The 25,707-nt window shown below is 57.4% G+C and carries 28 protein-coding genes; 18 read left to right on the forward strand and 10 right to left on the reverse strand.

The window, feature by feature from the left end:
* Positions 1 to 59: 59 nt before the first annotated feature.
* Positions 60 to 833, reverse strand: a complete 774-nt coding sequence (locus tag CEPID_RS01530; protein WP_047239465.1) for a hypothetical protein — start codon at positions 831 to 833, stop codon at positions 60 to 62.
* A 126-nt stretch (positions 834 to 959) separates the two neighbouring features.
* On the opposite strand from CEPID_RS01530, the gene CEPID_RS01535 reads away from it, so the two are divergent.
* Positions 960 to 2,225 carry a VaFE repeat-containing surface-anchored protein gene (locus CEPID_RS01535; protein WP_047239466.1) on the forward strand — a complete coding sequence of 422 codons (1,266 nt, stop codon included), beginning with the start codon at positions 960 to 962 and terminating at the stop codon, positions 2,223 to 2,225.
* A 407-nt stretch (positions 2,226 to 2,632) separates the two neighbouring features.
* A complete protein-coding gene (locus CEPID_RS01540; protein WP_047241261.1) occupies positions 2,633 to 3,766 on the forward strand; it encodes an FUSC family protein in 1,134 nt (377 codons plus the stop codon).
* On the opposite strand, the gene CEPID_RS01545 is transcribed toward CEPID_RS01540, so the two are convergent.
* On the reverse strand, positions 3,763 to 4,467 hold the full coding sequence (locus tag CEPID_RS01545) for a CAP domain-containing protein (protein ID WP_047239467.1): 705 nt from the start codon (positions 4,465 to 4,467) through the stop codon (positions 3,763 to 3,765). The genes CEPID_RS01540 and CEPID_RS01545 overlap by 4 nt on opposite strands.
* A 220-nt stretch (positions 4,468 to 4,687) precedes the next feature.
* Between CEPID_RS01545 and CEPID_RS01550 the strand changes: the two genes are divergently transcribed.
* The 10 genes from CEPID_RS01550 (at position 4,688) to purT (ending at position 13,618) form a co-directional block, all read left to right on the forward strand.
* The gene (locus tag CEPID_RS01550; protein ID WP_047239468.1) at positions 4,688 to 5,977 is read left to right on the forward strand and encodes an adenylosuccinate synthase; all 1,290 of its coding nucleotides are present in this window, start codon (positions 4,688 to 4,690) and stop codon (positions 5,975 to 5,977) included.
* Positions 5,978 to 6,193: 216 nt separating this feature from the next.
* Positions 6,194 to 6,334 carry a hypothetical protein gene (locus tag CEPID_RS13270; protein ID WP_158408007.1) on the forward strand — a complete coding sequence of 47 codons (141 nt, stop codon included), beginning with the start codon at positions 6,194 to 6,196 and terminating at the stop codon, positions 6,332 to 6,334.
* Positions 6,335 to 6,522: 188 nt separating this feature from the next.
* Complete coding sequence (locus CEPID_RS01555) at positions 6,523 to 6,945, forward strand: hypothetical protein (protein ID WP_144413414.1); 423 nt, start codon at positions 6,523 to 6,525, stop codon at positions 6,943 to 6,945.
* Between the two features lie 109 nt (positions 6,946 to 7,054).
* Entirely contained in the window at positions 7,055 to 7,819 is a 765-nt protein-coding gene (locus CEPID_RS01560) for a hypothetical protein (RefSeq protein ID WP_047239470.1), read from the forward strand.
* A 30-nt stretch (positions 7,820 to 7,849) separates the two neighbouring features.
* Positions 7,850 to 8,758, forward strand: a complete 909-nt coding sequence (locus CEPID_RS01565; protein ID WP_047239471.1) for a nucleoside hydrolase — start codon at positions 7,850 to 7,852, stop codon at positions 8,756 to 8,758.
* 177 nt (positions 8,759 to 8,935) lie between these two features.
* Positions 8,936 to 9,655 carry a hypothetical protein gene (locus CEPID_RS01570; RefSeq protein WP_047239472.1) on the forward strand — a complete coding sequence of 240 codons (720 nt, stop codon included), beginning with the start codon at positions 8,936 to 8,938 and terminating at the stop codon, positions 9,653 to 9,655.
* A complete protein-coding gene (locus CEPID_RS01575) occupies positions 9,652 to 10,272 on the forward strand; it encodes an energy-coupling factor transporter transmembrane component T family protein (protein WP_047239473.1) in 621 nt (206 codons plus the stop codon). Before CEPID_RS01570 ends, CEPID_RS01575 begins: the two co-directional genes overlap by 4 nt.
* Positions 10,263 to 11,300: an ATP-binding cassette domain-containing protein gene (locus CEPID_RS01580; RefSeq protein ID WP_052843283.1), complete on the forward strand. Its 1,038-nt coding sequence runs from the start codon at positions 10,263 to 10,265 to the stop codon at positions 11,298 to 11,300. The genes CEPID_RS01575 and CEPID_RS01580 overlap by 10 nt, the downstream gene beginning before the upstream one ends.
* A 281-nt stretch (positions 11,301 to 11,581) precedes the next feature.
* Entirely contained in the window at positions 11,582 to 12,322 is a 741-nt protein-coding gene (locus CEPID_RS01585) for a hypothetical protein (protein WP_144413415.1), read from the forward strand.
* 93 nt (positions 12,323 to 12,415) lie between these two features.
* The gene (gene purT / locus CEPID_RS01590) at positions 12,416 to 13,618 is read left to right on the forward strand and encodes a formate-dependent phosphoribosylglycinamide formyltransferase (protein WP_047239475.1); all 1,203 of its coding nucleotides are present in this window, start codon (positions 12,416 to 12,418) and stop codon (positions 13,616 to 13,618) included.
* Here the strand turns inward: purT and CEPID_RS01595 are convergent.
* The 5 genes from CEPID_RS01595 to CEPID_RS01615 form a co-directional block, all read right to left on the reverse strand.
* Positions 13,605 to 14,273 carry an anaerobic ribonucleoside-triphosphate reductase activating protein gene (locus tag CEPID_RS01595; RefSeq protein WP_047239476.1) on the reverse strand — a complete coding sequence of 223 codons (669 nt, stop codon included), beginning with the start codon at positions 14,271 to 14,273 and terminating at the stop codon, positions 13,605 to 13,607. The two genes, purT and CEPID_RS01595, sit on opposite strands and share 14 nt — an antisense overlap.
* The gene (locus tag CEPID_RS01600; RefSeq protein ID WP_047239477.1) at positions 14,248 to 16,014 is read right to left on the reverse strand and encodes a ribonucleoside triphosphate reductase; all 1,767 of its coding nucleotides are present in this window, start codon (positions 16,012 to 16,014) and stop codon (positions 14,248 to 14,250) included. Before CEPID_RS01600 ends, CEPID_RS01595 begins: the two co-directional genes overlap by 26 nt.
* Positions 16,015 to 16,134: 120 nt before the next feature.
* Complete coding sequence (locus CEPID_RS01605) at positions 16,135 to 16,560, reverse strand: GNAT family N-acetyltransferase (RefSeq protein WP_047239478.1); 426 nt, start codon at positions 16,558 to 16,560, stop codon at positions 16,135 to 16,137.
* On the reverse strand, positions 16,560 to 17,030 hold the full coding sequence (locus CEPID_RS01610; RefSeq protein WP_047239479.1) for a GNAT family N-acetyltransferase: 471 nt from the start codon (positions 17,028 to 17,030) through the stop codon (positions 16,560 to 16,562). The genes CEPID_RS01605 and CEPID_RS01610 overlap by 1 nt, the downstream gene beginning before the upstream one ends.
* 212 nt (positions 17,031 to 17,242) lie before the next feature.
* Positions 17,243 to 18,601, reverse strand: coding sequence for an FAD-dependent oxidoreductase (locus CEPID_RS01615; protein ID WP_047239480.1), 1,359 nt, complete (start codon positions 18,599 to 18,601; stop codon positions 17,243 to 17,245).
* A gap of 393 nt (positions 18,602 to 18,994) precedes the next feature.
* Here CEPID_RS01615 and pta point away from each other — a divergent pair, with 393 nt between their 5' ends.
* The 3 genes from pta to rfbC all read left to right on the forward strand — a co-directional run bounded on the left by pta (position 18,995) and on the right by rfbC (position 22,281).
* A complete protein-coding gene (gene pta, locus CEPID_RS01620) occupies positions 18,995 to 20,359 on the forward strand; it encodes a phosphate acetyltransferase (protein ID WP_047239481.1) in 1,365 nt (454 codons plus the stop codon).
* Positions 20,360 to 21,559: an acetate kinase gene (locus CEPID_RS01625; protein ID WP_047239482.1), complete on the forward strand. Its 1,200-nt coding sequence runs from the start codon at positions 20,360 to 20,362 to the stop codon at positions 21,557 to 21,559.
* Between the two features lie 113 nt (positions 21,560 to 21,672).
* Entirely contained in the window at positions 21,673 to 22,281 is a 609-nt protein-coding gene (gene rfbC / locus CEPID_RS01630; RefSeq protein ID WP_047239483.1) for a dTDP-4-dehydrorhamnose 3,5-epimerase, read from the forward strand.
* Between the two features lie 18 nt (positions 22,282 to 22,299).
* Here the strand turns inward: rfbC and CEPID_RS01635 are convergent, their stop codons facing one another.
* A complete protein-coding gene (locus CEPID_RS01635) occupies positions 22,300 to 22,659 on the reverse strand; it encodes an ArsR/SmtB family transcription factor (protein ID WP_236684272.1) in 360 nt (119 codons plus the stop codon).
* Between the two features lie 155 nt (positions 22,660 to 22,814).
* Between CEPID_RS01635 and arsB the strand changes: the two genes are divergently transcribed.
* The gene (gene arsB / locus CEPID_RS01640) at positions 22,815 to 23,798 is read left to right on the forward strand and encodes an ACR3 family arsenite efflux transporter (RefSeq protein ID WP_083984329.1); all 984 of its coding nucleotides are present in this window, start codon (positions 22,815 to 22,817) and stop codon (positions 23,796 to 23,798) included.
* A 1-nt stretch (position 23,799) separates the two neighbouring features.
* Positions 23,800 to 24,174 (forward strand): arsenate-mycothiol transferase ArsC, encoded by a 375-nt coding sequence (locus tag CEPID_RS01645; protein ID WP_047239485.1) that lies wholly within the window; start codon positions 23,800 to 23,802, stop codon positions 24,172 to 24,174.
* On the opposite strand, the gene CEPID_RS01650 is transcribed toward CEPID_RS01645, so the two are convergent.
* Entirely contained in the window at positions 24,171 to 24,386 is a 216-nt protein-coding gene (locus tag CEPID_RS01650) for a hypothetical protein (protein ID WP_047239486.1), read from the reverse strand. The two genes, CEPID_RS01645 and CEPID_RS01650, sit on opposite strands and share 4 nt — an antisense overlap.
* Before the next feature lie 30 nt (positions 24,387 to 24,416).
* Here CEPID_RS01650 and CEPID_RS01655 point away from each other — a divergent pair, with 30 nt between their 5' ends.
* Positions 24,417 to 24,734, forward strand: coding sequence for a DUF4229 domain-containing protein (locus tag CEPID_RS01655; RefSeq protein ID WP_061363650.1), 318 nt, complete (start codon positions 24,417 to 24,419; stop codon positions 24,732 to 24,734).
* On the opposite strand, the gene CEPID_RS01660 is transcribed toward CEPID_RS01655, so the two are convergent.
* On the reverse strand, positions 24,720 to 25,601 hold the full coding sequence (locus CEPID_RS01660; protein ID WP_047239487.1) for a 1,4-dihydroxy-2-naphthoate polyprenyltransferase: 882 nt from the start codon (positions 25,599 to 25,601) through the stop codon (positions 24,720 to 24,722). The genes CEPID_RS01655 and CEPID_RS01660 overlap by 15 nt on opposite strands.
* Between the last annotated feature and the right edge of the window lie 106 nt (positions 25,602 to 25,707).

The raw sequence follows: 25,707 nt of genomic DNA on the forward strand, positions 1-25,707 counted from the left end.
CGCATTGCGCTAGATTTTTAATCACATAAATTCTTATGAATTTTCTACGGTGAAAACGTCTACTTCCCAGGCCGTACCACCTGCAAATCCCGCAGGTGCCTATAAAAAGTTGCCTTATCGACGGCCCGTTTCCGGCTCACCCCATCAACTTCAATTCTTAACTGAATTCCGCCGACCTGCAGTGCCCTGCCGACCCGCAGTGATTCCTGAACAGTTCGAGTGCGAAACAGCTTTTTTTCAATACGCACCGCGGCAAGACCCGGAGCGTTAGTGGTGGGAATGAGCTGTGCTCCTACCGCCTGACCAGGGGAAAACAGGGTGGCGTCGTCGACAATAGCTTCGCCTGTTATTGGCCCGCCCTCCCATGCGGTGATGGCTGCGCTCCCAGCGACGGCGATTCCAGCGTCGTCGCGAATGAGCGGAACGGGGTGAACTGCCCCTTCGAAAGCTTCGGAGAGCGTGCCGTCGAGTTGCCAATTCTGTGCTGCAACCGAGTCGCCGTTTGGGCAGAAGGCGATTTCGATCCAGAGGGCGTCGATACGCATGAGCCTGGTGAGTACTGCCGAGAGGGCGGCGTCAGTGCCGAAGACGACGACACGAACGGGTTCAGAGGGGTGCTGCGGAGCCCGCTCGGGAGCACCTTGGGGCTTGACGTCGGGCTGGCGTTGGATTTCGTCGAGGGACGGTGTGGGGTCGTTTGGCAGAAATTGCTTGGCGACGTCGTCAAGAAACTTCAGTTCCCGCTGGCTAGGCACCTCAGGGAGTTCATGAGACTCGGCCGGGTAGGGGAGTGGAGCGGGGGCGACGCCGCAAAAAAGTGCCAAAAACTGCATATCGATAACTTACCTGGTTCGTGGGAGAGCTTCGAACCCGTAACAAGATTTCGAGATTTTCTGGCGGTTCAACGATATGTGCTTGAAAATTTTTAAAAGTTTCTAATCTTTTAGGCGGTTGGTTGGGTGTTTTGGCGGACCACGTCTGCTACGCCGACCACCACGCCGTCGACAAGCATCCCGGTTGTTCCTGGAGTACCAGGTGAACCGACTATCGGCACCACGGCAACCGACAAGGCGGATGGGGATCACGAAGTGGCAATGGGCGGCTCGACTGCGGTTGACCGAGTTGACTACCAGGGTCTTGAGGCTGGCAAGTGGTACACCGTCACTGGTGAATTGATGGACAAGGCGACGGGTGCTCCGACTGGGATCAAGGCTTGGAAGACTTTCCAGGCAACGTCTGCAAACGGCCATGTCGACGTAGAGTTTGAGGTCCCTGCAAGTTTCGGTGGCAAGTCTCTGGTTGCCTTCGAGAAGCTGTTTGAAGCTCAGCTCGATGTTGCCGGCCAGCCAGTCAAAGGCGACAACGGCAAGAACGAAGGTGACTCCACCGATGCTTCGCCTGTAACCCCTGGTAAAGAGCCGATCACTAAGCACGAAGACATCAACGACGAGAACCAGACAGTTCATGTTGTTGGCGTGATCCGTACGACGGCCGTCGACAAGCCAGTCATCGACGCGGTCACCGGCGAAGCAGTAACTGCTGTAACCCGCTTCACGCCAACTGAAGCTAACGGCCGCACGACCATCGAGTTCAAGGTGAACAAAGAAACCGCGCAGGCCCACAAGGGGCACGAGCTGGTCGTCTTTGAAGAGGTCTCCCAAGAAATCAAGCCAGGCGAAGAAAAGACCTTCCCGGGCCGCGAAATCAAGGAGATCGTCGACCACAACGGCAACACCGTGACGGTTGTAGTTGTTGGCACTCACGAAGACGTCAACGACCAAGCCCAAACCGTTGGCGTGGGCAACCCGAACGACTTCCCTTGGCTGGCACTGGTGTCACTGCTGCCGATCATCGGTGGCGGAATCGTTGGATCCTCTGAACTGGGATCTTCGAATGGTTCACCTGCTGGTTCTTCGAATGGTTCCGTAACGCCAGGCAATGCTCCTCGTCAAGACGAAGTGCGCGGAATTGCAAAACCTGCCCCCGCGCGGGGTGGCGCGCAGGGTGGCGCGCAGGGTGGCGCGCAGGGCCCCGCTAAGCAAGACAAGGTGCTTGGAATCTCAAAGGCGCCGAACATGGGCAGCAAGCTCGCAAATACTGGAGCTTCCGTCATCGGCATTACGATCCTCGCAGGCCTGATCCTCCTCCTCGGATTCGTCCTCGTCCGTCGTCGAAAAGGAGAGAACAAGTCAACACAGGCTGTACCTGTTAGAAGCCGCCACTAGCAAACTGACCAAAGTTTGCCGGTGGCGGTTTTTCGTCTGTCCCATTTCACAGTCCTGCTTCTCGACGCCATGTAGATCCCTAATCCGCCTTGCATGTAACAGGTCTAAAGCGTTCACTCATTCGGCTGCACAGGTGCTACCGCGTCCCCTCGGCGTAGTCAGACTACCGCAAGGGCTGCTTTTGACCCGGTTTTTAACCTCTCGGCGTAGTCCGACTACGCCGAGGGGACGCGCTAGCGGTATTGAAGCAAAACTTGAAGCCTAGCCCTGGGAGCAACGTCCCACTTGAGGTTGTGCACCACGCCACCCGCGCTCGCGCACTCGCCACCCGCACCACAGTTGGTTGTGCCAGCCAACTACACTAAGAAACCGTGCCCCGTACCAAACGCACTATCTCTGCTCTTACGATCGGTCGCGTCCGCGCTGGCTGGCTGCGACTGCGAAGCAACTGGTTTTACATCATGCAGCTAGGTATCGCTGCTGGAGCTTCGTATTACATCGGCCGGCACCTCATTGGCCACGAACAGCCCTTTTTCGCGCCGATGGCTACGGTGATCGTGCTGTCGGCAGCGGGTGGCGGGCGTATCCGTAGAGCGTTTGAGCTTGGCTTTGGTGTCAGCTTGGGTGTCGGCCTGGGCGACTTGCTGATTAACTACGTCGGTCCGGGAACGTGGCAAATTGCGGTCGGCGTGGTGATATCTGTCGCGCTGGCAATGTTCCTCGATAAGGGCGTACTAGCTGCCAATCAGGCGGCATTTTCCGCAGTTCTTATTGCCACGATCCTCCCACCCGGCTCCTCCGGCGGCACCGAGCGCATGGTCGACGCCTTCCTGGGGGCTGGGGTGGGTATCGCCGTCATGGCCTTGTTCCCGCAGTCTCCGCTGCGCAACGGTCGGAGGGAGATCGCGCGAATTCTGGGCATTACCTCTCGGGTGTTGGACGACGTAGCTGAGTCGCTTGAATCTCATGACACCAAGATGCTGAAAGCTGCGTTGAATCAGGCCCGCGGCTCCCAAGGTCACATCAACAACATGATTGCGACCGCCAAAGAGGGCGAGGAAGTGGTGTTGACATCGCCGCTGATGTGGCGTCAGCGCAGAGAACTTGGATCGATCATGCGCGTGCTAAACCCCGTCGATAATGCAATGCGCTCTACGCGCGTGCTGGCTCGACGGGCAGTCATCCTAACGGAAGACAACGATGTCGTCTCGGCGGCGCAGATTGAGCTCATTTACGAGCTGGCATCGGTGGCGGGTGATCTGTCGGAGGTTGTCTACAACAGCAGGGACTTTTCCTTCGCACCGGAACTTCCCGAGATTGTTCGTCGCTTGCGGGTACTCGGGGCGAAAGCGGGCATGGAGGTTGCGGAAGGTGGGGTGCTTTCCGCGACGATGATTTTGGGACAAACACGCTCCCTCATCGTCGACTTGCTGCAGGTCTGTGGGCTTTCGGAGGACTCCGCGTTGGCCACGTTGGTACCAACCTCGCAGACCCCGGCGGTGCCACCTGAGGTAGTCGACCCTGACGACTACGCCGACTAGCGCGTAGCCACGAAATCCGGGGTCCCGCGGTAGACCACCATCCAGTCGCCGTCGGCCAAGCGAGCTACGCCGATGCCGTAGTCATACAGGTTCTCGCGGAGGAGTTCTTCGCGATGCGGCGCGGAACCCAGCCACATAGCGACGACCTCCCGTGGGGTCGCCCCAGGCCCCAGCAACTCAACCGTTTTTCCGAAATTAGGATCGTGAGACTGCGTGCCCGTCGACGCCAAGTAGTTTGCCCACTTTTGAGCGCTAGCCTCGTGTGTCAGATTGCGGGTGGGGTAGGAACCATCGGCATCAAGCCCGTGAGCTCGGCGGGTCGCTTGGATTTCCTGGTACATGGCTGCCCGGAAACCTTCCTGAGTAGTGATGTCTCCGGCAGCGGGGAATTCTGCTCCAGCAGCTACGGGCACCTTCTCGCTAGGAGAGTCAGGTGCGGCTGGCGTAGCCGGGGTTGTTCCTCCAGCAGCTAAGATTCCTGCCAGGCCACCGGTCACCACGGCAGCCACGCCCAGCATGGACGCCAGCTGCTGTAGGTCCCGAACATCAGGAGCCCGCATCGCGCCCCAGGCAGGTGAAGCAACCGCAGGGTCCGAAGACCCGGCCGCTTGCTCCGCGCCTGCGACCGGAACGCCACCGATCCCCACAGAGACACTGAGCAACGTGGCTACGACGAGAGTGCGAGGGGAAGACAGGCGCATAGGGATCCTTAGAAAATTGGCTACGTTTTACGAAAGCTATGTGTGAAGCATAGAACACATTCGGCGTTCGTCCATCTGGAATGGTCGGGGAATAGGGCGTCGAGAAGCGGGAATGTGCACAAAATTACTCGTAGGCAATGGTTGGGCATGTAGAATTAAGCAACGTCTCATGCGCCCCGGGAACGCGGGCGCTCCTTTATGGAAATGGAAGTGACGTGAAATGGCTGCGATCGTAATTGTCGGCGCCCAGTGGGGCGATGAAGGCAAAGGTAAAGCCACAGATATTCTTGGCGGTTTGGTCGATTATGTGGTCAAGCCCAACGGTGGCAACAACGCAGGTCACACCGTTGTTGTCGGTGGGGAAAAGTACGAGCTGAAGTTGCTGCCCGCTGGTGTGCTGTCGGAAAACGCGACTCCGGTACTGGGCAATGGCGTGGTTATCAACCTTGAGGCGCTGTTCGAGGAAATGGACGGCCTGATCGCTCGGGGCTGTGACGCTTCCCGCTTGCGTATCTCCGCAAATGCGCACGTCGTTGCGCCATACCACCAGATCCTTGACCGTGTTCAGGAGCGTTTCCTGGGCAAGCGTGCCATCGGCACGACCGGCCGTGGCATCGGCCCTACCTATGCGGATAAAGTCGCGCGCGTCGGCATCCGCGTTCAGGACATCTTCGACGAGTCCATCTTGCGCCAGAAAATCGAGTCCGCGCTGGATGTCAAGAACCAAATGCTGGTCAAGATGTATAACCGCAAGGCTATTGTTGCCGACGAAATCGTCCAGTACTTCCTGAGCTACCAGGAGCGCCTGCGCCCGATGATGATCGAGGCGGAACTCGAGCTCAACCAAGCGCTCGATGCCGGCAAGCATGTGCTGATGGAGGGCGGCCAGGCCACCATGCTCGACGTCGACCACGGCACCTATCCATTCGTCACCTCGTCCAACCCCACCGCCGGCGGAGCCTGCGTTGGTTCAGGCATCGGTCCGACCCGGATCACCCACTCGCTGGGAATCATCAAGGCCTACACCACCCGTGTTGGCGCCGGTCCATTCCCTACGGAGCTGTTCGATAAGTGGGGCGAATACCTGCAGACCACCGGTGGGGAAGTAGGCGTCAATACCGGCCGGAAGCGCCGTTGCGGCTGGTACGACTCCGTTGTTGCCCGCTACGCCTCGCGCGTGAACGGGTTTACCGACATCTTCCTGACCAAACTGGATGTCCTCACCGGCATCGGCGAAATCCCGATCTGCGTCGCCTACGATGTCGACGGCAAGCGTTTCGACGAAATGCCGATGACCCAATCGGACTTCCACCACGCCACCCCAATCTACGAAACGATGCCAGCCTGGGACGAAGACATCACCGGCTGCACCACCTTCGAGGAATTGCCACAAAAGGCACAGGATTACGTGCTGCGGTTGGAAGAGCTTTCCGGAGCGCGGATTTCCTACATCGGCGTTGGTCCTGGCCGTGATCAAACCATCATCCGCCACGACATCATGGCTTCCTAAAGCACACAGGACCAAGAACTATTTGCGCGTTCTATCGGTCCATCTCCGTGCGTGAGGTGCTCCGATTGGGCCTCGCTGAGGGGCCCAATCGGTAGACATTATGGGAATTGTGTGAGTAAACTGGTGACTTTCTTGGCGAGTTTATGCAGTTTGGTGCATTTTCTACTGAAAATACAAGCGATTTCCCACCCCTCGCCGGTTTAGAATTTGATAAACATGGGTCAGCGCGTCCCCAATATCGTCGCTGGTCTCCTCATGCTCTTCGCTTGGTGCTATGTGGTCATCGTGCGCCCGCAAGTTGACTGGCTCAGCTATCCGATGCAGCGACCGCAAATACTGCTCTTGGCAACCTCATAGCTCGCATTGTTAGCCCTCGTTTGGGGTAACCGTGCGATATTTCGCGGGCGACATCTCGTCTTATTCGTGCTGCTCGCGGTTTTCGACGTCGCACTTGGCCATATTCTCTTGGAAACTCACATCTACCGCTCTACCTAGACTGCGTTGGAACGATCACCATCGCGTTGATTTACAGTGCTGAGATGGGGATGGCTGCATCGCTCGCCACCTCTTTGATTTGGGAAATCTGGGCACCCACCTGCTTGGTATTCGCTCCACTCGGCGTGATGATTGGCTGGGCAGCGGGACGTTTTCGGCAGCTCGGTGGTATGGGAAACTTGGTTACGAATATTGTCACTGGTTTCGTGGCGGGTATTGTCGTCGCAATGGTGGCAGCCCCACTGAATCTCCAGGTGTTCGGCGGGATTCTGGAAGAGGGTCAAAACTCAACGGCTGCAATCTTCAACGAGCTGAAGTACTGCTTGCTGGGTGTATTTGGCGGCGGTTTGTCGGTGTCCGATCCACTCGACAAGGCAGTGAGCTTTGGGCTGGCTTATCTCCTGGCGACGAAAATATTGCGGTCAAAGATCTTGCGGCGAGACCAACTTACTCTGGACGGACTAGCTCATTAAGGATTCCAGCTATTCGTGGTCGAATGTGCGTGGCCAATGGTAATCTCGTTAATGGGTAAACGTTTGGTAGCTGTTGAAGAGAAGGCGAAGTTAGGGGAGCGACTTAGCAATGAGTTTCCCCCGACACCTCCTCACTGGCTTGGCCGTCATCCTGTTGATTCTGCAGTGGTCAATACCAGTGGCGATGCCCATATCACCCTGGTTGATGGATTTCATGGGGCGAGACATTAATTGGTTTGTTGTAGTTACATTGGTGGTGGCTACGCTTTTGCTTCTCCTCGTGTTTTCTCGGCAAATTGATAGGCGACTGTGGCTGTTAGTTATCGCCGGGGTGGCCGCCGACCATATCCTTGGGGAAATCAATGCCCGTTTGAATCTGCCACTGTACCTCGACACCATCGGGTCAGTGTGCGTCGGGATGCTGCTGGGTCCGCTAGCTGGCGCGTCAACTGCGGCATTGTCGACTTGTATGTGGGTGTTAATAGCCCCAGTCTCGGTTCCCTTTGCAACGGTCAATATCGTCGCAGGATGGTTAGCCGGAGTCTTTAGGCAATTGGACGGTTTTGGTAACAGACTGACCGTGACAGTCAGCGGGTTGATCGCCGGCATTGCCTGCAGCATTGGAGCGGCGCCTTTGACCTACTCCTTGCGCAATAGCTCGGTGGCACGCTTCAACTTTGATATTTATTCGCCTTTAAGCGCAGTAGACACCTATTTCGCCAGCTCCTTAGGTTTCCGCGAGATCATTTCGGATCCTGTGGACATAACAGTGGTGTTCCTCGTCACGTTTATGATTTCGCCCTGGTTATACCGCACTTTCAAAGTCGAACCACCGTATCCGGAACTCATTGAGGCAGCTAAGCCCCGGCCTTAGCACATGTCTCGGTGCTAGCATTGACGAGTTATGGTACGGATTCTTCTGGATTGCGATACCGGCATTGATGACGCCCTTGCGTTGATGTATCTGGCCGGATTGCATCGCCTAGGTGAAATCGAATTGGTTGGAGTGACCACCACTGCTGGAAATACTTCCGCGACCCAGGCGGCCATCAACTCCCACTTCGTGCTCGCGGCATGCGGGGTAACAGTGCCGGTGGCAGTTGGAGAGAATATGCCAATGATGCTGGACCTAGTTACCACGCCTGAAACCCATGGAATCTATGGATTGGGATATCTGATACCTGAGCCCTGCGACGTTGATTTTCACTGGATGCGGTTGTGGGAAGAGGACGTCGACAAGCTCATTGTCACAGGTCCGGCCACAAATGCCGCTGCCTGGGGCAGGATCAATGCGGATGTCACGCTCATGGGCGGGGCATACAACTATCCGGGTAACACTACACCCACCGCGGAATGGAACAGCTGGGTCGATCCCCACGCGGCGAAAAGCTTCTTTCAGTTCAACTCCGCAACCGTGTGCTCGCTGGGGGTCACAGAACGATTCACCTTGGACCCTGGCTCGCTTGCTGAGGTGATCTCCGCTCTTGGGCCAGCGCCGATAGCTACGTTTTTGCCCGAAATGCTGCGGTTTTATTTCGAGTTTCACCAAGCGCACGGCGAGGGTTATCTGGCCCAGATTCATGACCTCATCACGTGCATGGTTGCACTTGGAAAAGTTCCGGTGATTACCAGGCCCGCAACGATTGATGTGGAAGCCAGCACCGGCTGGCTGCGCGGAACGACTGTTGCAGACCTCAAGAATCACTGGCATCGACCACCGAATGCTCAGCTCGTTACCGATGTAGATATCCCAGCCGCGCACCGGGAACTCCTTCGTGTCTGCGAACTGTTTGGCGCCACCTTCCGGTATTAGTTTTGCAATTCAGCAACGCGGACTAGTACGAGCGTGCGACCTGGAAGTGAGTTTGTTTCGCCCGGTCACACTGTTTTATACTCAGTGCGACTTAAAAGTAAGCGCACTATTGCGTTTTACATTTTCTTCCCCGAGGTGACATAGGGGCAGCTATCAAACTTATTCAAGGGGAGAAGTATGTCACCGGTCTTTTCGAAGGCGTTGACAATCGTTGGAGCAGTTGTCATCGCCGCGACGTGGATTTATCTCGTTTTGGTTCGCCCAACAGATTGGGAAAATGTTGGAGCCTCGAGTCCAGCGTTGTTGACATTGATCGGATACCTCGGCGGGACGGCATTGCTACTCGCCGGAATTTTCCCAACACTCTCTGCCCGTGTACTCACATTAATCCCGGTTGCATTGGTGCTGAATATGGTCATTGGCCAGGTGGTAGGTAGCTTCGCGATCCCGCTGTATCTGGATTCCATCGGCACGGTATTGGTTGCGGTCCTGGCCGGGCCTGCGGCTGGGGCTGCGACAGGTGCCTTGAGTTCGGTCGTGTGGGGGTTGCTAAATCCCGCAGCGTTGCCGTTCGCTGCGGTCAGTGCCACAGTGGGCTTTTTGGCTGGGGTGGTAAAGCAACGAGGTGGATTCCGTAACATCGTGTGGGTGGTGTTGTGGGGTGCCCTTGTCGGGCTCGTGTGCGGTGCGTTGGCGGCTCCGGTGGCAGCGTTTGTGTACGGTGGCACGGCGGGAGTGGGTACTGGCGCTGTGGTCGCCTTATTCCGAGAAATGGGCAATTCTTTGTTAGCTTCGGTGACGATGCAGGCGTTCACCTCGGACCCGCTGGATAAGGCCGCAGTTTTTGCCTTTGTTTTCCTGCTGGTCAAGGCGTTGCCCAAGCGTGTCACTCAATGAATCCATTGACGGTGCTCGCCGTATGTGCGAGCACATGGATCGTGGTGCTGGGAGTAAATTCCCCCTGGGTCTCCGCATCGGTGGTTGTCGGTGCGTGGTTGATGGCCCGCTCTCCACGCGTCCTGGCAGCGACGCTCGCGCTTAGCCTCCCGGTATGCGCATCTTTGCTGCTTGTGCATGGTTTGTTCGGATTCTGGGGCACCGCGGTGGTCTTGGGCTTACGGTCTGCAGCTTTGATCGCTTCGCTGCTGGCAGGGTTCGCTTGCTTCTCGACGTCCGACTTGGCCAAAGCTATCCAAGGAGCGCGACTTTCCCCCAAATTTGCTTACGTGTGTGGCACCGCGTTGCAGACCTTGCCACAAGGGCGTCGATATGCGGAAACCTACCTTGAGCAGTATCGGCATCTCGGACTCAAAGGGCGAATCAAGTATGTGGCATTCCCGCTGGTCACACGCATGCTCGTGCAAGGGGCTGACCGGTCAATGGCCGCTCAAACCCACGGAATTGAGTTGCCAGGCAGACGCACGGTGCTCCGTCCGGTTGCGGTTTCAAGGTGGGATTATCTTATCGGTGCAGGATCACTCCTGGTGGCTTTCGGGTTGTGTATATGGGCTTAACGCAGGTCATTGGCTATTCGGGCGCCGGGCTTAGCGCCGCTGCTCGAGGTATCCCGGACGCCGTTTACGTTTCGGCTACCCCGCTGCACCACGTCACTTATCTGCGGGCGACCGTCATTGAGGAACTGGCCTTCGGGCTTGAGCAACGCGGGGTGGACCGAGCTGAGATGCAGAGTAGGTGTGAATCGGCCGCTGCAGCCCTGGATATTAGCAACTTGTTGGAACGGGATCCCACCAGGCTGTCTGGAGGGCAAACTCGACGGATGGTGATCGCAGCTGCGCTCGCATTACAGCCGCAGCGACTGGTGTTGGATGATCCATTCTTTGGCTTGGACAAGCATGCCACCGCCGAGCTGAGCCGTGTGTTGCGCAGTCTGCAGGAGACAATGGAAATTTGGGTGTTTTCCCATCTCCCAGCGTTTGCGGAATTCCCAGTGGAGGTGATAGGGGACGACCCCCGGGGTTTTCAACCGCCACGCTGGGTCACACCGCAGCGTCGGCAAGGCACAGCTTTCCAGGCTGCAGTAACGGCCTTCCGAGGGGTTCCAGGCAGTTGGTGGCGCAAAGAACGTGTGGACTTCAAAGTCGGCCCTGTGGAGATCTCGGTACCGAATCAAGGGATTGTCTGGTTGTGCGGACCCAACGGGGCAGGCAAGTCGACGCTGCTTCACGAGCTGGCCAAGCAGCCTGCCTGTGGCCTCCTCACTCAAGATCCTTACGACCAGCTACTGTTCAGCACCGCCCGTGCGATGGCTTCCGACGCTCCGGATCAACACCCTTATGACTTATCTGCTCGGAACTTGCGTTTGACGCAGCTGCGAATGATTTGTGGTCTCGGCCGTCCCATCGTGCTTCTCGACGAGCCAGAGGTCGGCTTAGATGGTCCAGGCCGGGTAGAAGCCATCGAACTCATTGCCCGGCACTGCGAGACGCCAGGGAATGGGGTGGTATTGGTTACACATGACGAGGATTTTGCCGCGCAACTAGCGTTAGCGTGTGGTCCGATGGTTACTCGCTTGCTCGACTAGCGCAGGAGGTTCAAGCGAAAAATCCCCGCCATTTGGATTATATTCAAGGTGAAAACGAGGAATTGGTATCTTTGGCAACCTATAGGGTGGGAAAATTAATTCCTTGTGTATAGAATTCCCAGGGAGATGTTAGATGGATAGCATTTGCCTTGATATTTGCCAGTAAGATAAGCTTTTTAAGTATTGGTTAAGTATCAGATTGGGTAAATTTTAGGATTGAGTACGGGGTTGTGAATAAGCTCATGGTGGAGCCTCAACGGACCACCCACAAGGAGAACTCCTTGACTGCAATGAGGTGGGTACACAACAGTGCCTCAATGCTCGCTTTTGTCGCACTCTTTTTCACCTGGGCATACCTCACTGCTACCGCAAGCCCCGTCTGGCAATCTGTTTTCGGCACCCGCGAATCCCGGGTCACATTCCTACTTGCCAGCTTTTCAATCGTGGTTTTCGCCTTAAGCACTGCCGTTCGGGAAGGTGTCCGCGGAATCGGATTCATGCTGGTAGGCATAGGACTGAACTTTCTTGGAATCCTCGTCGCTTCACTTACAGATGTGCCGTTGTACTTAGATGCTGTGGGTACCGTAATAATCGCAAATATCTTCGGCGCTCGCGCCGGGGCTGCCACCGGCATGATTTCCCTACTGATCTGGAGTTTCATCGAGCCAACGAATTTGCCCTTCGTTGTATTGGCGGGAATCATTGGTCTGCTAGCGGGCGTGCTCGCGCAGCTGGGGGCATTTGGCAATGTAGTCGTGGCGACACTCTACGGGGCAGTGGTGGGGCTCATGTCGGGCGTCTTGTCCGCCCCGCTGATGATCATCTCCTACCTAGATGCGCCTAAACAAGGAATCTTCTCTTTCTACGCTGAAATGCTCATGGCTGATGGGTCCATTCCCAATGCCTTGCTGATGAAGGCGATCTACGTTGATACGCTGGACAAGATCATCGTATTTGTCTTGGCCTATGTCAGCTTGAATGTCCTGCGACCATACTTATTAAAGAAACCGCAGCTTTGGTAGTTGCCACTGTGGAGCTGTTGGCCTGGGGTTGGTCCCCACCCGTGTCCATGCGGAGATTTAGCCAACTGGCAGGCGGGGCAATAGTCTAAACATATGTTTACACCTACTCACCTTGGCACGCCCCTGACTGATACCGCCATCCGCGTCCTACTGCTCGGCTCGGGTGAGCTGGGCAAAGAAGTGACGATTGGTTTCCAACGGCTCGGGGTGGAAGTCCACGCTGCGGATCGCTACGAAAACGCGCCAGCTCACCAAGTGGCCCACCGCTCGTACGTGTTGGACATGACTGACGCGGCAGCCGTCCATCAGCTGGTAGCGCAGGTCAAACCTCATTTCGTGGTTCCGGAGATCGAGGCACTGGCCACCGACGCGCTCGCTGACATCGAGGCATCTGGCGAGATTACGGTCATTCCTACCGCCCGCGCTACCCAGTTGACGATGAATCGAGAGGGAATTCGTCGCCTCGCCGCCGAAGAACTCGGGCTACCCGCCTCAAACTATGAGTTTGCTTCCACGGAAGCTGAGTTTGCGGAAAAAGTAGCGCGGATTGGATTTCCTTGTGTGGTGAAACCCGTCATGAGTTCTTCCGGAAAAGGCCAGTCCGTGGTGCGATCTCCGGCGGATATCAGTGCAGCTTGGCAGTATGCCATGTCGGGTGGGCGGGTTTCTAGCGGCCGGGTCATCATCGAATCATTTGTCGAGTTTGACTATGAAATAACTTTGTTGACTGTGCGTTCCATCGACCCGGCGACAGGCAAAGACGCCACTTGGTTCTGCGAACCCATCGGGCACCGCCAGGTGGATGGCGACTATGTCGAATCTTGGCAGCCAATGGCAATGACTGCTGCTGCGTTAGAAAACGCGCGTTCGGTAGCAGCCCGCATCACTGGGGCTTTGGGTGGCCGTGGTGTGTTTGGCGTTGAGCTCTTTATCGCAGGCGACGACGTCTACTTCTCCGAAGTCTCTCCGCGCCCGCACGATACTGGCCTGGTGACCCTGGCTTCCCAGCGGTTCTCGGAATTTGAGCTGCATGCCCGTGCCGTCCTTGGCCTCCCGATCGACACCACCTTGGTCTCCCCGGGGGCCTCCGCCGTGATTTATGGGGCGTCTTCCGGCCCGGTCCGTTACGCGGGCGTCTCGCAAGCGCTCGCTATTCCAGAAGCTGACATCCGCCTCTTTGGCAAGCCCACCGCCGGCGCTAAACGACGCATGGGCGTTGCCGTGGCGACGGCAGAAACCACCGAAGAAGCTCGTTCCCGGGCAACGCAGGCAGCCGCTGCTATCACTGTGGAGTAGCCCCAAGATACCGACCAGCGGAATCCACATTCCGGGCTTGTTGCACCACGAGCTCTGCCCCAAAAGCAGCCACCTTGGCGGTCAAGAGGTCCACTTGTTCTGCCACTTCGGAACGTGGCCACACGGTGGTGCGTACTTGGGTGTCGACACCAGCGTCGGAAAGCAAGCGCAGGCAGTCCCATGGACCCCTAGCGGCGCGCGGTGCGCACCCCGTGATCGCCTGCATGGTCTCGGGGAGCCCTTTGATGTCCAGCCCAACCCAGTCGGGCGCAGAGTCCGGGGAGTTCAGCAGGGCCGCTAATCGGTTGGGCGCGTACCCAGAGGTGTGCAGGCCGACGGGGAAACCGATTCGATGAATCTCGGCGATCGCGGCACCGAGCGCAGCGTGCATGAGCGGTTCGCCACCGGAGATCACCGCGCCGTCGAGGAGCCCGTGTCTTTGGGCGAGCAGGTTGGTGAGCTCAGTGAATGCGACGGTGCCCGGGCAAGTCTCCTGCAAGCTCGGGTTATGGCAATAGCAACAGGCCAACGGACAGCCTTGGGTAAATGCCGTCGCGACGAGCTTTCCAGGCCAATCCGTCGGGGAGAACGCAATGATGCCAGCGAGTGGGAGTTGCTGCGCAGTGGTGTTACACCTGGAAGTAGGTGCGTTCATGAAACTCACCCTTCTTGCCGATGTTGAAGCTCTCCACTGGACGGAAGTAACCCATCACCCTGGTCCACATCTCTGTGTGAGCGCCACACTGCGGGCAAACGGGAACCTCGCCCCGCAGGTAGCCGTGGTTTTCGCAAATCGAGTATGTCGGGGTGACGGTGATGTACGGCAGCCGGAAGTGCGTGAGCGCCCGTCGTACGAGGCTCGCCGCTTCCACTCCGGTACCAGCCGCTGAGCCGAGGTAGAGATGCAGCACCGTGCCTCCGGTGTATTGCGACTGCAGGTCCTCCTGCATCGCCAAAGCGAGGAATGGATCTGGGGTGTGCGCCACTGGCAGCTGGGTGGAATTGGTGTAATAGGGCTGCTCGGCGGAGCCTGCCTGGATAATGCCGGGGAATTGCTGTCGATCTAGCTTCGCAAACCGGTAAGTTGTGCCCTCAGCAGGTGTTGCTTCCAGATTGAACAAGTGACCGGTCGTCTCCTGCGCATCGACCAGCAGCTCATTGATGTAGGCGAGCAAGCGCATCGCGAGGCCGTGGCCAAATGGCGAGGTAATGTCACAGGCATCCGAGGTGAAGTTACGCACCATCTCATTGACCCCGTTGACCCCGATGGTGGAAAAGTGATTATCGAGCGTGCCCAACCACCGCTGCGTGTACGGGTACAACCCGCGATCCAGCAGCTGCGCCACCGTGCGTCGCCTGCGCTCAAGCGTATCGACGCCCAATGCCACCAACCGTTTCACCTCGGCAAACAGCTCCGATTCTTCCTGGTACTTCTTGCCCAAACGGGCGCAGTTGAGCGTGACCACCCCAATCGAACCTGTTTGTTCTGCCGAGCCGAATAGGCCATTGCCACGCTTCAACAGCTCCCGAAGATCCAGCTGGAGTCGGCAACACATCGAGCGGATCATGCCGGGATCAAGATCGGAATTAATGAAGTTCTGGAAATAGGGCAGGCCATAGCGGGCAGTCATGTCGAACAGTGCCCGCGCGTTGTCCGAATCCCAATCGAAGTCCCGGGTGATGTTGTAGGTAGGGATGGGGAAGGTAAAGGGGCGGCCATCGGCGTCGCCGGCCGCGAGGACGTCGATAAGCGCGCGGTTGATAAGGGCCATTTCCTGCTCGAGGTCACCGTAGGTGAAGTCGAGGGGTTCTCCGCCGATGAAGGGGTGGTCTTGGGCGATGTCTGTGGGGCAGGTCCAGTCGAGGGTGATGTTTGTGAATGGAGTTTGCGTCCCCCAGCGGCTCGGTACGTTGAGGTTGAAGATGAACTCTTGTACTTGTTGATAGACCTGGTCGTAAGTGAGGCGGTCGAGCCGGACGAAGGGGGCTAGGTAGGTGTCGAATGATGAAAAGGCTTGCGCGCCAGCCCACTCATTCTGCAGGGTGCCGAGGAAATTGACCATTTGGCCCAGTGCGCTGGAAAGGTGACGCGGTGGGTTGGATGAGATTGTGCCACGCACCCCGCCGAAACCTTGTTCCAGAAGCTGCCGCAACGACCATCCGGCGCAGTAGCCTCCCAGCATGTCTAGGTCGTGAATGTGGAGGTCGCCACTACGGTGTGCGGCCGCAGCTTCGGGGCTAAAAACATTATCTAGCCAGTAGTTCGCGGTGATTTTCCCATTGGCGTTGAGCATCAGCCCGCCGAGGGAGTAGTCCTGGTTGGCGTTGGCGTTGACGCGCCAGTCGCTGCGGTCGAGGTATTCATTGACGGTGGAGGTGGGGTTGATCAGAGTCATAGTTTCTGACCATAAGCGCTAAATTACAAAATTGTAAGCCACCGCGGTGTGAGAATTCCGGCACAAGATATGGGAACTAATCGGCCAGAATTTGCGACATCTTGTGTTTTCCGAGGTTGTCTAGCCCCGTCGCATGGGCAGGTGAGGGATCCCGTCCCAGTCGAACTCTGGCCCGCAAACCTCGAAACCAAACTGTTCGTACCATTGCCTTAGCGGGGATTGTGCCGTCAGCTCCACCGGCCCGCTCGTGCGGGATAAGGCGTACTCGAAAAGTTTGGCCGCCATGCCTGTGCCTCGCCATGCAGGGGCGACGCACACACGACCTATATGCCACTCCATTTCGGACGGGTAGACCCGCGCCACCCCAATGAGCGTGCCGTCCTCGGCCCGCATCCGAATGTGCACTGTGTCTTTCGCCGCGTCGATGTCGTCAATCTCCGCATAGGCGCATTGTTGTTCGACAACGAAAATGTCCGTGCGGAGCTTGAAGAGTTCGTGGGCTTCGCTTCCGGATAGTTCGGAGAGCGACGTGGCGGACAGGTACATTAGTGGATCTTCTTCATCGGAGTGAGAGTGATGTCTGCGAAAGGGTAAGGTTCGGCGATAGTGCGGAAGCCGAACTTTTCATACCAACCAACAAGTGGGGTGCGGGCATCGAGCACCAGGCTCTTATCCGGGAAAGTCTGGTCCGCAAACTCGATAGTGCGGCGCATAAGTTCTTTGGCAAGCCCAGTCCCACGCTCAGATTCAGCCACACAGACGCGGCCTAAGCGCATGACGTGTTCATCGTTATCGATGATGTCCTCGTAAATCCTGATATTGCCCACCAGCTGTTTGTGTTCCTCGTCGGTCCAGGCAAGCATGTGATAGGTGGTAGGTAGGATGTCGGTGTCGTCAACCTCCTGGTAGGCAGTGTTTTGTTCATTGACGAACACGCTGACGCGTAGTTTGTACACCTCGTGCACTTCGGTTGGGGTGAGATCCGTCAACTGTTGAACAGCGAAGTAGTAGCTCATAGCCCACGAGTGTAAAAGGGAACTGGGCAGGACGCAGGACGATGTTTGTTTTCCCGGCCCAGCTGGCTGAGGGATTGCCCGAATGTTGCCCAGTAGATCGGGCCCGGGGGTAGTTTCGCGGTCTCCCTGTTTCATGCAGTAGGCGATGGATGGGGTGGAGTTCGGGGCACGTTCTCAGCTAAGGAGCGCGCCCTGCTTGCCGACGGGCGTCGCTAAGCTTGGTGCTTGGCGTGCTCCACCATTTCATCCCATTCCACGATCTTCTTGCGTTCGCGGCCCTCGGCCTCGCCGAGGGCCTTCTCGGCGGCATCGAGCTGGTACCAACCATCCCAGGTGGTGTAGGCAATTTCGCGCTCTTTGAGAAGTTCGATGATTGCCTCGGGCGATGGCGAAGAAGGCTGTTCCAAGCGTCCGGCTTCGAAGTCTGCCAGCAGCATATCTGTGGTTTCCTTCGCGTCAGACTTGGTGTTGCCGATCAACCCCACCGGACCACGCTTGATCCAACCAGTGGCATAGAGCCCTGGCACGATCTCCCCCGACTCATCAATGACGTGGCCACCGTCGTTGCGGATGACGGCGCGGGCGTCGTCGAATGGCACATCTGGCATGGCATCCGAGCGGTAGCCGACGGCGCGGTAGACCGATTGCACTGGCCATTCCGTGAATTTCCCAGTGCCGGTGACCCCGCCGTTGCCGTCAAGTTGCATGCGTTCGGTTTTGATGGCGCGGACTTTGCCGTCTTCGCCCAGGATTTCCACTGGGGATTCGAAGAAGTGGATGTAGAGCTTGTGTGGTGCGCCCTTTGGCTCGCGCATAGCGTAGCCTTCCAAGGTCTGGCAGACGAGGTCCACTGACTTGGAGTCGCGTCGTGCCTGCTCGGAGGCCGCATCGTAGTCGATGTCTTCCGGGTCGACGATAACTTCGATGGTTGGGGAGTGGTCCAATTCCTTCAGTTCGAGTGGGGTGAACTTGGCTTGCGCGGGGCCACGACGGCCAAAGACGTGCACCTCGGAGGCGGCATTCTTGCCCAGCCCAGAAAATACGTTGTCCGGAATCTCGGTGACGTGAAGCTCGTCGGCGGTCTTAGCCAGGATGCGAGCCACATCCAGCCCAACGTTGCCTACGCCAATGACGGCGACAGACTCCGCGCTGAGGTCCCAATCGCGCTGGAAATCCGGGTTGCCGTCGTAAAAGCCGACGAATTCGGCGGCACCGTGCGATCCCTTGAGCTCAATGCCGGGGATGCTGAGGTCGCGGTCGGCGGTAGCGCCGGTGGAGAAGATGATCGCATCGTAGAATTCCCGCAGCTCATCGACCTTGATGTCTTTGCCGATTTCGATGTTTCCCAGCAAGCGGAGGTTGTCCGAATCGAGCACGCGGTGCAGCGAGTTAACAATGCCCTTGATGCGTGGGTGGTCAGGTGCCACGCCGTAGCGGATGAGGCCGAACGGCGCCGGCATGCGTTCGAAAAGGTCGATTTCGACGTCCTTGCCGGATTTCATCAAAATATCAGAGGCATAAATGCCGGCTGGACCTGCACCTACGACAGCAACGCGCATTGGACGAGACATACGAGGAAAACTTCCTTAAAGTTATTCGATGGGGTATCAAGGCATTAGTGGTTTCTAGTCTAGTTGAGTTGAAAAATTACAAAGTTTTGGGTTGTAACTTAGCTGGTGAGAGCGAGTGGGTGACCGAATGTGGGTGCGCAGCTCCTTGCTCCGATAGGCAATGTTAAGAATTTTTCCTCACTTTGACGTGATAATTCGCACACTGAGAACGAGAAGTGCGACGTAGCTGCATTGAGCCGTTCTTATAAGATGTTTCGGGCATGCAAAGTTGCGGGTCAACTAGCTAAACTTCGAGATGAATCACACTCAACGTTCTGATGTGTGCTTGGACTCACTAACCGCTGTCCATGTGTTCCCACATTTTGTTGGAACCGTGCAGAAAGGGACTTAACCATGACTAACGAAACCAAGTCAGTCCTCCTCACCACCGTCGGCCGTACTCTCGACGGCTTCGACGCTGATGCCTTTGCCGCCCAGCACGGCCTGAAGGTGGCTCCATTGACGAAGGATCGTCCGGACCTCGCTGAAATCTTGGCAGCGCAACCGCTTGCCGACGGCCCGAAGCTGCTCATCGGGACCGGATCCATCGATTTCGACGCCAAGGCAGCCGCTGCTTTGGGTGTAGGCCTGCTGCTCTTGCACGAGGCGAACGCCACGCACGTTGATCTTTCCGTGGCTCACGCCGAGGAACTGGGTGCCCAGGTTTTGGCTACCTTCCACGCTGGCGAAGAAGTATCAGACGAGGTTTTCCAGACCGAAGTAGAAGTGGTTATGTGTGCGGAAGTTTTCCAGAACTGGCTGTTGGAAAGCGCCAAGAAGGCAAACGCCCACATCGTTTTGCCAGAGGGTGAAGATGATCGCATCCTTCAGGCTGCTCACTACCTTCTCGCTGACGACACCGTCCGCCTCACGATCCTTGGCGAACCAACCGCCATCAATAAGCGTGCCCAAGAACTGGGGCTTGACCTGTCAAAGGCCACCATCGTTGACCATCTCACCGATCCGCGCGCCGAGGAGTTCGCCGCGGACTTCGCCGAGCTGCGCAAGAAGAAGGGCGTCACCCTCGAAGAAGCTCAGGAGACGATGAAAGACATCTCCTACTACGCCACCATGATGATTCATAAGGGCCTTGCCGACGGCATGGTTTCCGGCGCAGCTCACACCACGGCGCACACCATCAAGCCTTCTTTCCAGATCATCAAGACGGTCCCGGGAGCATCCGTGGTGTCTTCTATCTTCCTGATGGTGATGCGTGGCCGACTATGGGCCTTCGGCGACTGTGCCGTGAATCCGAACCCGACCGCAGACCAGCTGGGCGAAATCGCTGTTGTTTCCGCAAAGACCGCTGCGCAGTTCGGCATCGATCCGCGCGTAGCAATGCTTTCTTACTCCACCGGCACCTCCGGTTCTGGCCCAGACGTGGATCGGTGCGCGGCGGCCGTCGCTAAGGCTCGCGAGCTGGACCCAGAGCTCAAGGTGGACGGTCCGCTGCAGTTCGACGCTTCTGTGGACATGGGCGTGGCTGCGAAGAAGATGCCAGGTTCCGAGGTTGCTGGTCAAGCAAATGTCTTCATCTTCCCCGACCTTGAGGCGGGCAATATTGGATACAAGACCGCACAGCGCACCGGCCACGCGTTGGCTGTTGGCCCGATCTTGCAGGGCCTGAACAAGCCGGTCAACGACCTTTCTCGGGGTGCTACGGTGTCGGACATCATCAACACCGTTGCTATTACGGCAATTCAGGCAGGAACGAAGTAAATGGCACTGGCACTTGTCCTTAATTCCGGGTCTTCCTCGCTGAAATTCCAGCTCATCGACCCATCGGCTGACGCTACGCAGCCACCTTTGGCTTCCGGTCTAGTGGAGCAGATCGGTGAACCATCCGGCGCCGTCACCTTGAAAACTGGCGGAGAAAAGTACACGGTCTCCGCGCCGATCCCAGATCACGCTGTGGGCCTTTCCATGGTGTTTGACCTGATGACAGAGCATGGGATCGGGCCTTCGCAGGTAGAAATCACTGCTGTGGGGCACCGTGTAGTCCACGGTGGTCTGTTGTTCTCGCAGCCCGTCGTGATTACCGATGAAATCTTGAACATGGTGCGCGATCTCATTCCGTTGGCGCCATTGCACAACCCGGCCAACATCGTCGGCATTGAGGGCGCGATGGAAATCCTGCCGGACGTCCCACACGTTGCCGTTTTCGATACCGGGTTCTTCCATTCCTTGCCGCCAGCAGCAGCGCTGTACGCCATCAACGCTGAAGTTGCTGCTGCGCATGGCGTGCGACGCTACGGATTCCATGGCACCAGCCACGAGTACGTTTCGCAACAGGTTCCAGCGCTGATCGGCCGCGATCCGGAACACACCCGTCAGATTGTCTGCCACCTGGGCAATGGCGCGTCGATCTCCGCAGTGCACAATGGCAAGGCGATCGATACTTCCATGGGTATGACCCCGCTCGCGGGCATCGTCATGGGCACCCGCTCCGGCGATATTGATCCCGGCATCGTTTTCCACCTACACCGTTCCGCCGGAATGTCGATCGATGAGATTGACACCCTGCTCAACAAAAAGTCGGGTGTGAAGGGTATTTCCGGAGTTAATGACTTCCGCGAATTGCGCGCGATGATCGAGCAGGACAATCAAGATGCTTGGTTGGCTTACAACATCTACATCCACAACCTGCGCAAATACATCGGGTCGTACATGATCGCGCTGGGTCGTGTCGACGCGATCACTTTCACCGCAGGCGTCGGTGAAAACGATGTCGATGTGCGTGCCTCGGCGCTGCAGGACCTGGAAGTTTTCGGCATCGAGATCGACCCGGAACGCAACGCGCTGCCTAATACTGGGCCGCGCATCATCTCGACAGACTCCTCTAAGGTCAAGGTGCTGGTCGTGCCTACCAACGAGGAGCTAGCTATCGCGCGCTACGCCGTGCAACTCGCAGGAGAGTAGTCCGAAGAACGAGAACCAGTACTAAGTCGAGCACCCCGGTGGTGTGCTCGACTTCTTGTTTGGGGCACAAGTAGGTCGGGCGCGGTCCAAAGATGGACGTTAGACTAGCTGACATGTGGCGCGAAGTTTTTGGTGGAGTGTGGCTTTCCGAACCCCTGGTGCATCCCGACAGCCGGGGCACTTTCCATGAGTGGTTCAAAGCCAGCGAGTTTGAGGAAGCGACGGGCTTTCCTTTTGACCTGCAGCAGGCGAACATCTCGACGTCGAAAAGCGGGGTGCTGCGCGGTCTGCACTTTGCCGATGTGCCTCCAGGCCAAGCGAAATTTGTCAGCTGCGTGCAGGGGCGCGTGCTGGACGTGGTGGTTGATGTTCGCGCGGGCTCGCCTACCTTCAAGCGTTGGCAATCTTTTGAGTTGAGCGCGGATAATCGTCATAGCGTGTACGTGCCCATTGGCTTTGCGCACGGCTTTGTGGCACTGGAGGATTCCACCGTCGCTTACCTCACCACTTCAGAGTATGACCCGAGTGGCGAGCATGAAATCGATCCATTCGATCCGGAATTGGGAATTGAATGGCCCGAAATGGATTATGTTCTGTCAGTTAAGGACAAAGTCGCTCCGAAGCTCGCGGAGGTTGAGCTGCCACACATTGATGACTGCACAGCCTACGAAACGATGCTTCGCGACGGCTGGGTGATCGCCAATCAAGAAGTCGGCGAATAGTCCTGACGTGGACTGTGATTAGGCCGCGTCCAGGGCGATCGGTTGGTAGACGCTATCCACCAGATTCTTAACGATCTGGAAGAGCTCGATGTTGATCGTGTAGTGGGCCCACTTGCCCTGCTGTACCCGCTCGACGAGTCCGACGGCGGTGAGCTTCTTCATGTGATGTGTAATGGTGGGTGCGGAGACCCCCATTGCCTCGGCGAGGTCGCAGCCACACACGTTCTCACAACCCCGCTCGGCTACGAGAAAGAGCAGCCGGAGGCGGGTGGAGTCGGCAACCGATTTCAGAAGTTCGACGACCTTGGTGGCGTCAGCTGGCAGCATGACTGCGGGGCAGCAAGCGTCGGCATCTTCAATCGGCAGGTTGAATGTCATGCAATCAATATAACTACCGCGCCGGGAAATTAAAATAACGTTCACCATCGTTCAGTTAGTCATCGGTCTAATCGTGTAGTAGATTTGGTGCGGTGAAACTTAATAAATCGCTCAGCCTGCTAGATCGTTACTTGGCCGTCTGGATACTGCTCGCCATGATGGCCGGTATCCTGCTAGGACGAGCAGTCCCTAACCTGAATAAAATTCTCTCAGCTGTTCAGGTAAGTAATGTGTCATTGCCCATTTTTATCGGCCTTCTCGTCATGATGTACCCCGTGCTAGCCAAGGTCCGCTACGACGAAACCCGAGCCATCGCTGGCAACAAGAAACTTCTTGCGCTGTCCCTGGTGCTCAACTGGGTGGTGGGGCCGGCGCTCATGTTCGCGCTCGCCTGGCTGTGCGTGCCGGACCTTCCCGAATTGCGCACCGGACTGATCATCGTTGGCCTTGCACGCTGCATCGCGATGGTATTGATTTGGAACGACCTAGCCTGCGGAGACAGCGAACTCGCTGCGGTCTTGGTGGCCCTCAACTCTATTTTCCAGGTCCTTGCTTTCGGCGCACTCGGCTGGCTGTACCTGGAGGCGCTTCCCCAGTGGCTCGGGCTTGGCGACGGCGTCAGCGTGCACTTCGAAACGACAGAAATTGTCAAGAGTGTCCTGATCTTCCTGGGTATCCCCCTGGTTGCCGGCGCAGTGACGCGCATCTTTGGTGAGCGAGCCAAAGGGCGAACCTGGTACGAAGAAACCTTCCTGCCGCGGATTTCCCCGCTCGCGCTCGCAGGACTGTTGTTTACGATCGTGTTCTTGTTTGCCCTACAGGGCGATGAAATCACCCGCAACCCCTGGTCAGTGGTGCGCCTCGCCGTGCCCCTATTGGCCTATTTCGTGGTGATGTTCTTCTTCTCCCTCTGGGCCGCGAAACAAGCCGGTTTGCCATATGAGGATTCTGCCACGGTGGCATTCACCGCCGCCGGAAACAACTTTGAGCTGGCCATCGCGGTAAGCATTGCGACTTTCGGGGTGACCTCCGGGCAAGCCCTTGCTGGCGTGATCGGGCCGCTCATCGAGGTTCCCATCCTGCTTGGGCTGGTCTACGTAGCGTTGTACTTGAAGAAGACGTGGTTTAAGGAGATTTAGGATGATCGTCTACGTATGTGTATCAAATGCCGGGAAGTCACAGATGGCAGAAGCGTTACATCGCTTGCACAGTGACATCCCAGCGTATTCGTGTGGCGTGAAGCCGAAGGGTTCGGTAAACGCGGAAAGCGCACGGGCCGTCGAAAAGCTGGGCGCCACCATGGGCACGGTGTCGAAGGGACTGCAAGACGTCCCCATCCGCGAAGCGCAACGCGTGATCGTGTTGGGGCCAGATGCACAACTGCCTGCGGATATCACCTATGAGCGTTGGCTGACCGACGAGCCTTCCTTGCGGGGGATCGAAGGGGAAGAGCGGATGGATTTGATTGCGGCAGACATCGATGCGCGGGTGCGGGCGCTGCTTGCAGAACTCTAGTCTTCTTCCCGCTTCTTGCGTTCTTCCTCTGCGCGACGCTTCTTAAACTGTTCCTTTTCTAGTTGCCAGAGGAATTCTTCGTCGTCGTCTGGCCCCTTGATAGCGCGAGGCTGTTGCGGGCGGGGCGCGCCACCGAGAGATTGTGGGGCGAAAGCCTTCCAGAGCAGCACCACCGCCACGATGACGAGCAATAGTAGGAGCAGGCGACCCATTACAACCTCCAGTTGATAGTGTCTACAGTCGTGAACGAAAAAACGAATCCAGAGCCGACGCTTGATACCAGCCTGCGCAATCGGGCGTGGCGGGACATCGCGCTGTACGGCCTAGCCCGCATTCTACTGTTCGCAGTGCTCACCGTGGTCATTGCGTGGCTGGCCTATCTGATTGGTGCGCCTGTTCCTTTGCTCATTTCCGCAATGCTGGCGCTCTTCGTCGCTTTCCCATTGTCGATGTTCATGTTCAAAGGTTTGCGTATTCGTGTCAACGCCGAGCTCGCGGAATGGGATGCCCAGCGCAAAGCGCACAAAGAATGGGTGCGGAGCGAACTAGCCGAACGCTAGGGCCACTGCCGTCACTACGGCCCACACCAACATGGCCCGGCCCGTGTTACCCAGCACTGGGATCAGGGCTTTGCCCTGCGCCTGGCTCACCACCGGGCGCGCAGCTTTGACTAAAAGCGGGGCTGCAATCAGGGCAGCTAACGCCCACCACGTATAGATGGCCAGCGCTACGCTGAGCACTAGTGGCAACGATGCCAGTACGACCCAGAGGCGACGGGTGTTGGTGTCGCCAAGCCGGACCGCCAACGTAATCTTTCCGGCTTCTTTGTCGGTAGGAATGTCTCGCAGGTTATTAACCAGGTTGACAGCCGAAGACATGGAACCAATGGCTACCGCGCAAGCGAGGCCAGCCCACGTCACGCGACCAGCTTGGGTGAATTGCGTGCCTAAGACCGCTACCAAGCCGAAGAACACGAACACAGCGACCTCACCAAGCCCCCGGTAGCCATATGGGTTCTTGCCGCCGGTGTAAAACCAGGCGGCCAAGATGCAGGCGGCGCCGACGAGGATGAGCCACCAGGCGCTCAATAGCGATAGCACGATGCCCGCCACCCCGGCCACCCCGAAAGCGAGGAAGGCAGCCTGTTTAACCTTGTGTGGTTCGGTTAGACGCGCTCCGGTCAATCGGACCGGTCCGGTGCGATCTTCATCGGTGCCTCTGATGCCATCGGAATAGTCGTTGGCATAGTTCACCCCGACGATCAACGCCCACGAGACGATCAGAGCAAGTGCTGACCGGCCGGGGGAGAAGGCGTCGATAAGCGCGGCCGCACCGGAGCCTGCTACGACGGGCGCGAAGGCGTTAGCCCAGGTGTGGGGGCGAGCAGCTTGGAACCAATCCTGTGGGGTGGCGGTGCGTGTAGACATGTCATCTATTGTGCCCCCTGGCTGCCCGCCGGGCTCGATTGGGGGCAAGGTAGTAAGGTAGGGACAAATTTTGTTTCTGTTCGGAAAGGTAGCGGCCAAGTAACGA

This window comes from Corynebacterium epidermidicanis (genome assembly GCF_001021025.1).
In the GTDB taxonomy this organism is placed as follows: Bacteria; Actinomycetota; Actinomycetes; order Mycobacteriales; family Mycobacteriaceae; genus Corynebacterium; species Corynebacterium epidermidicanis.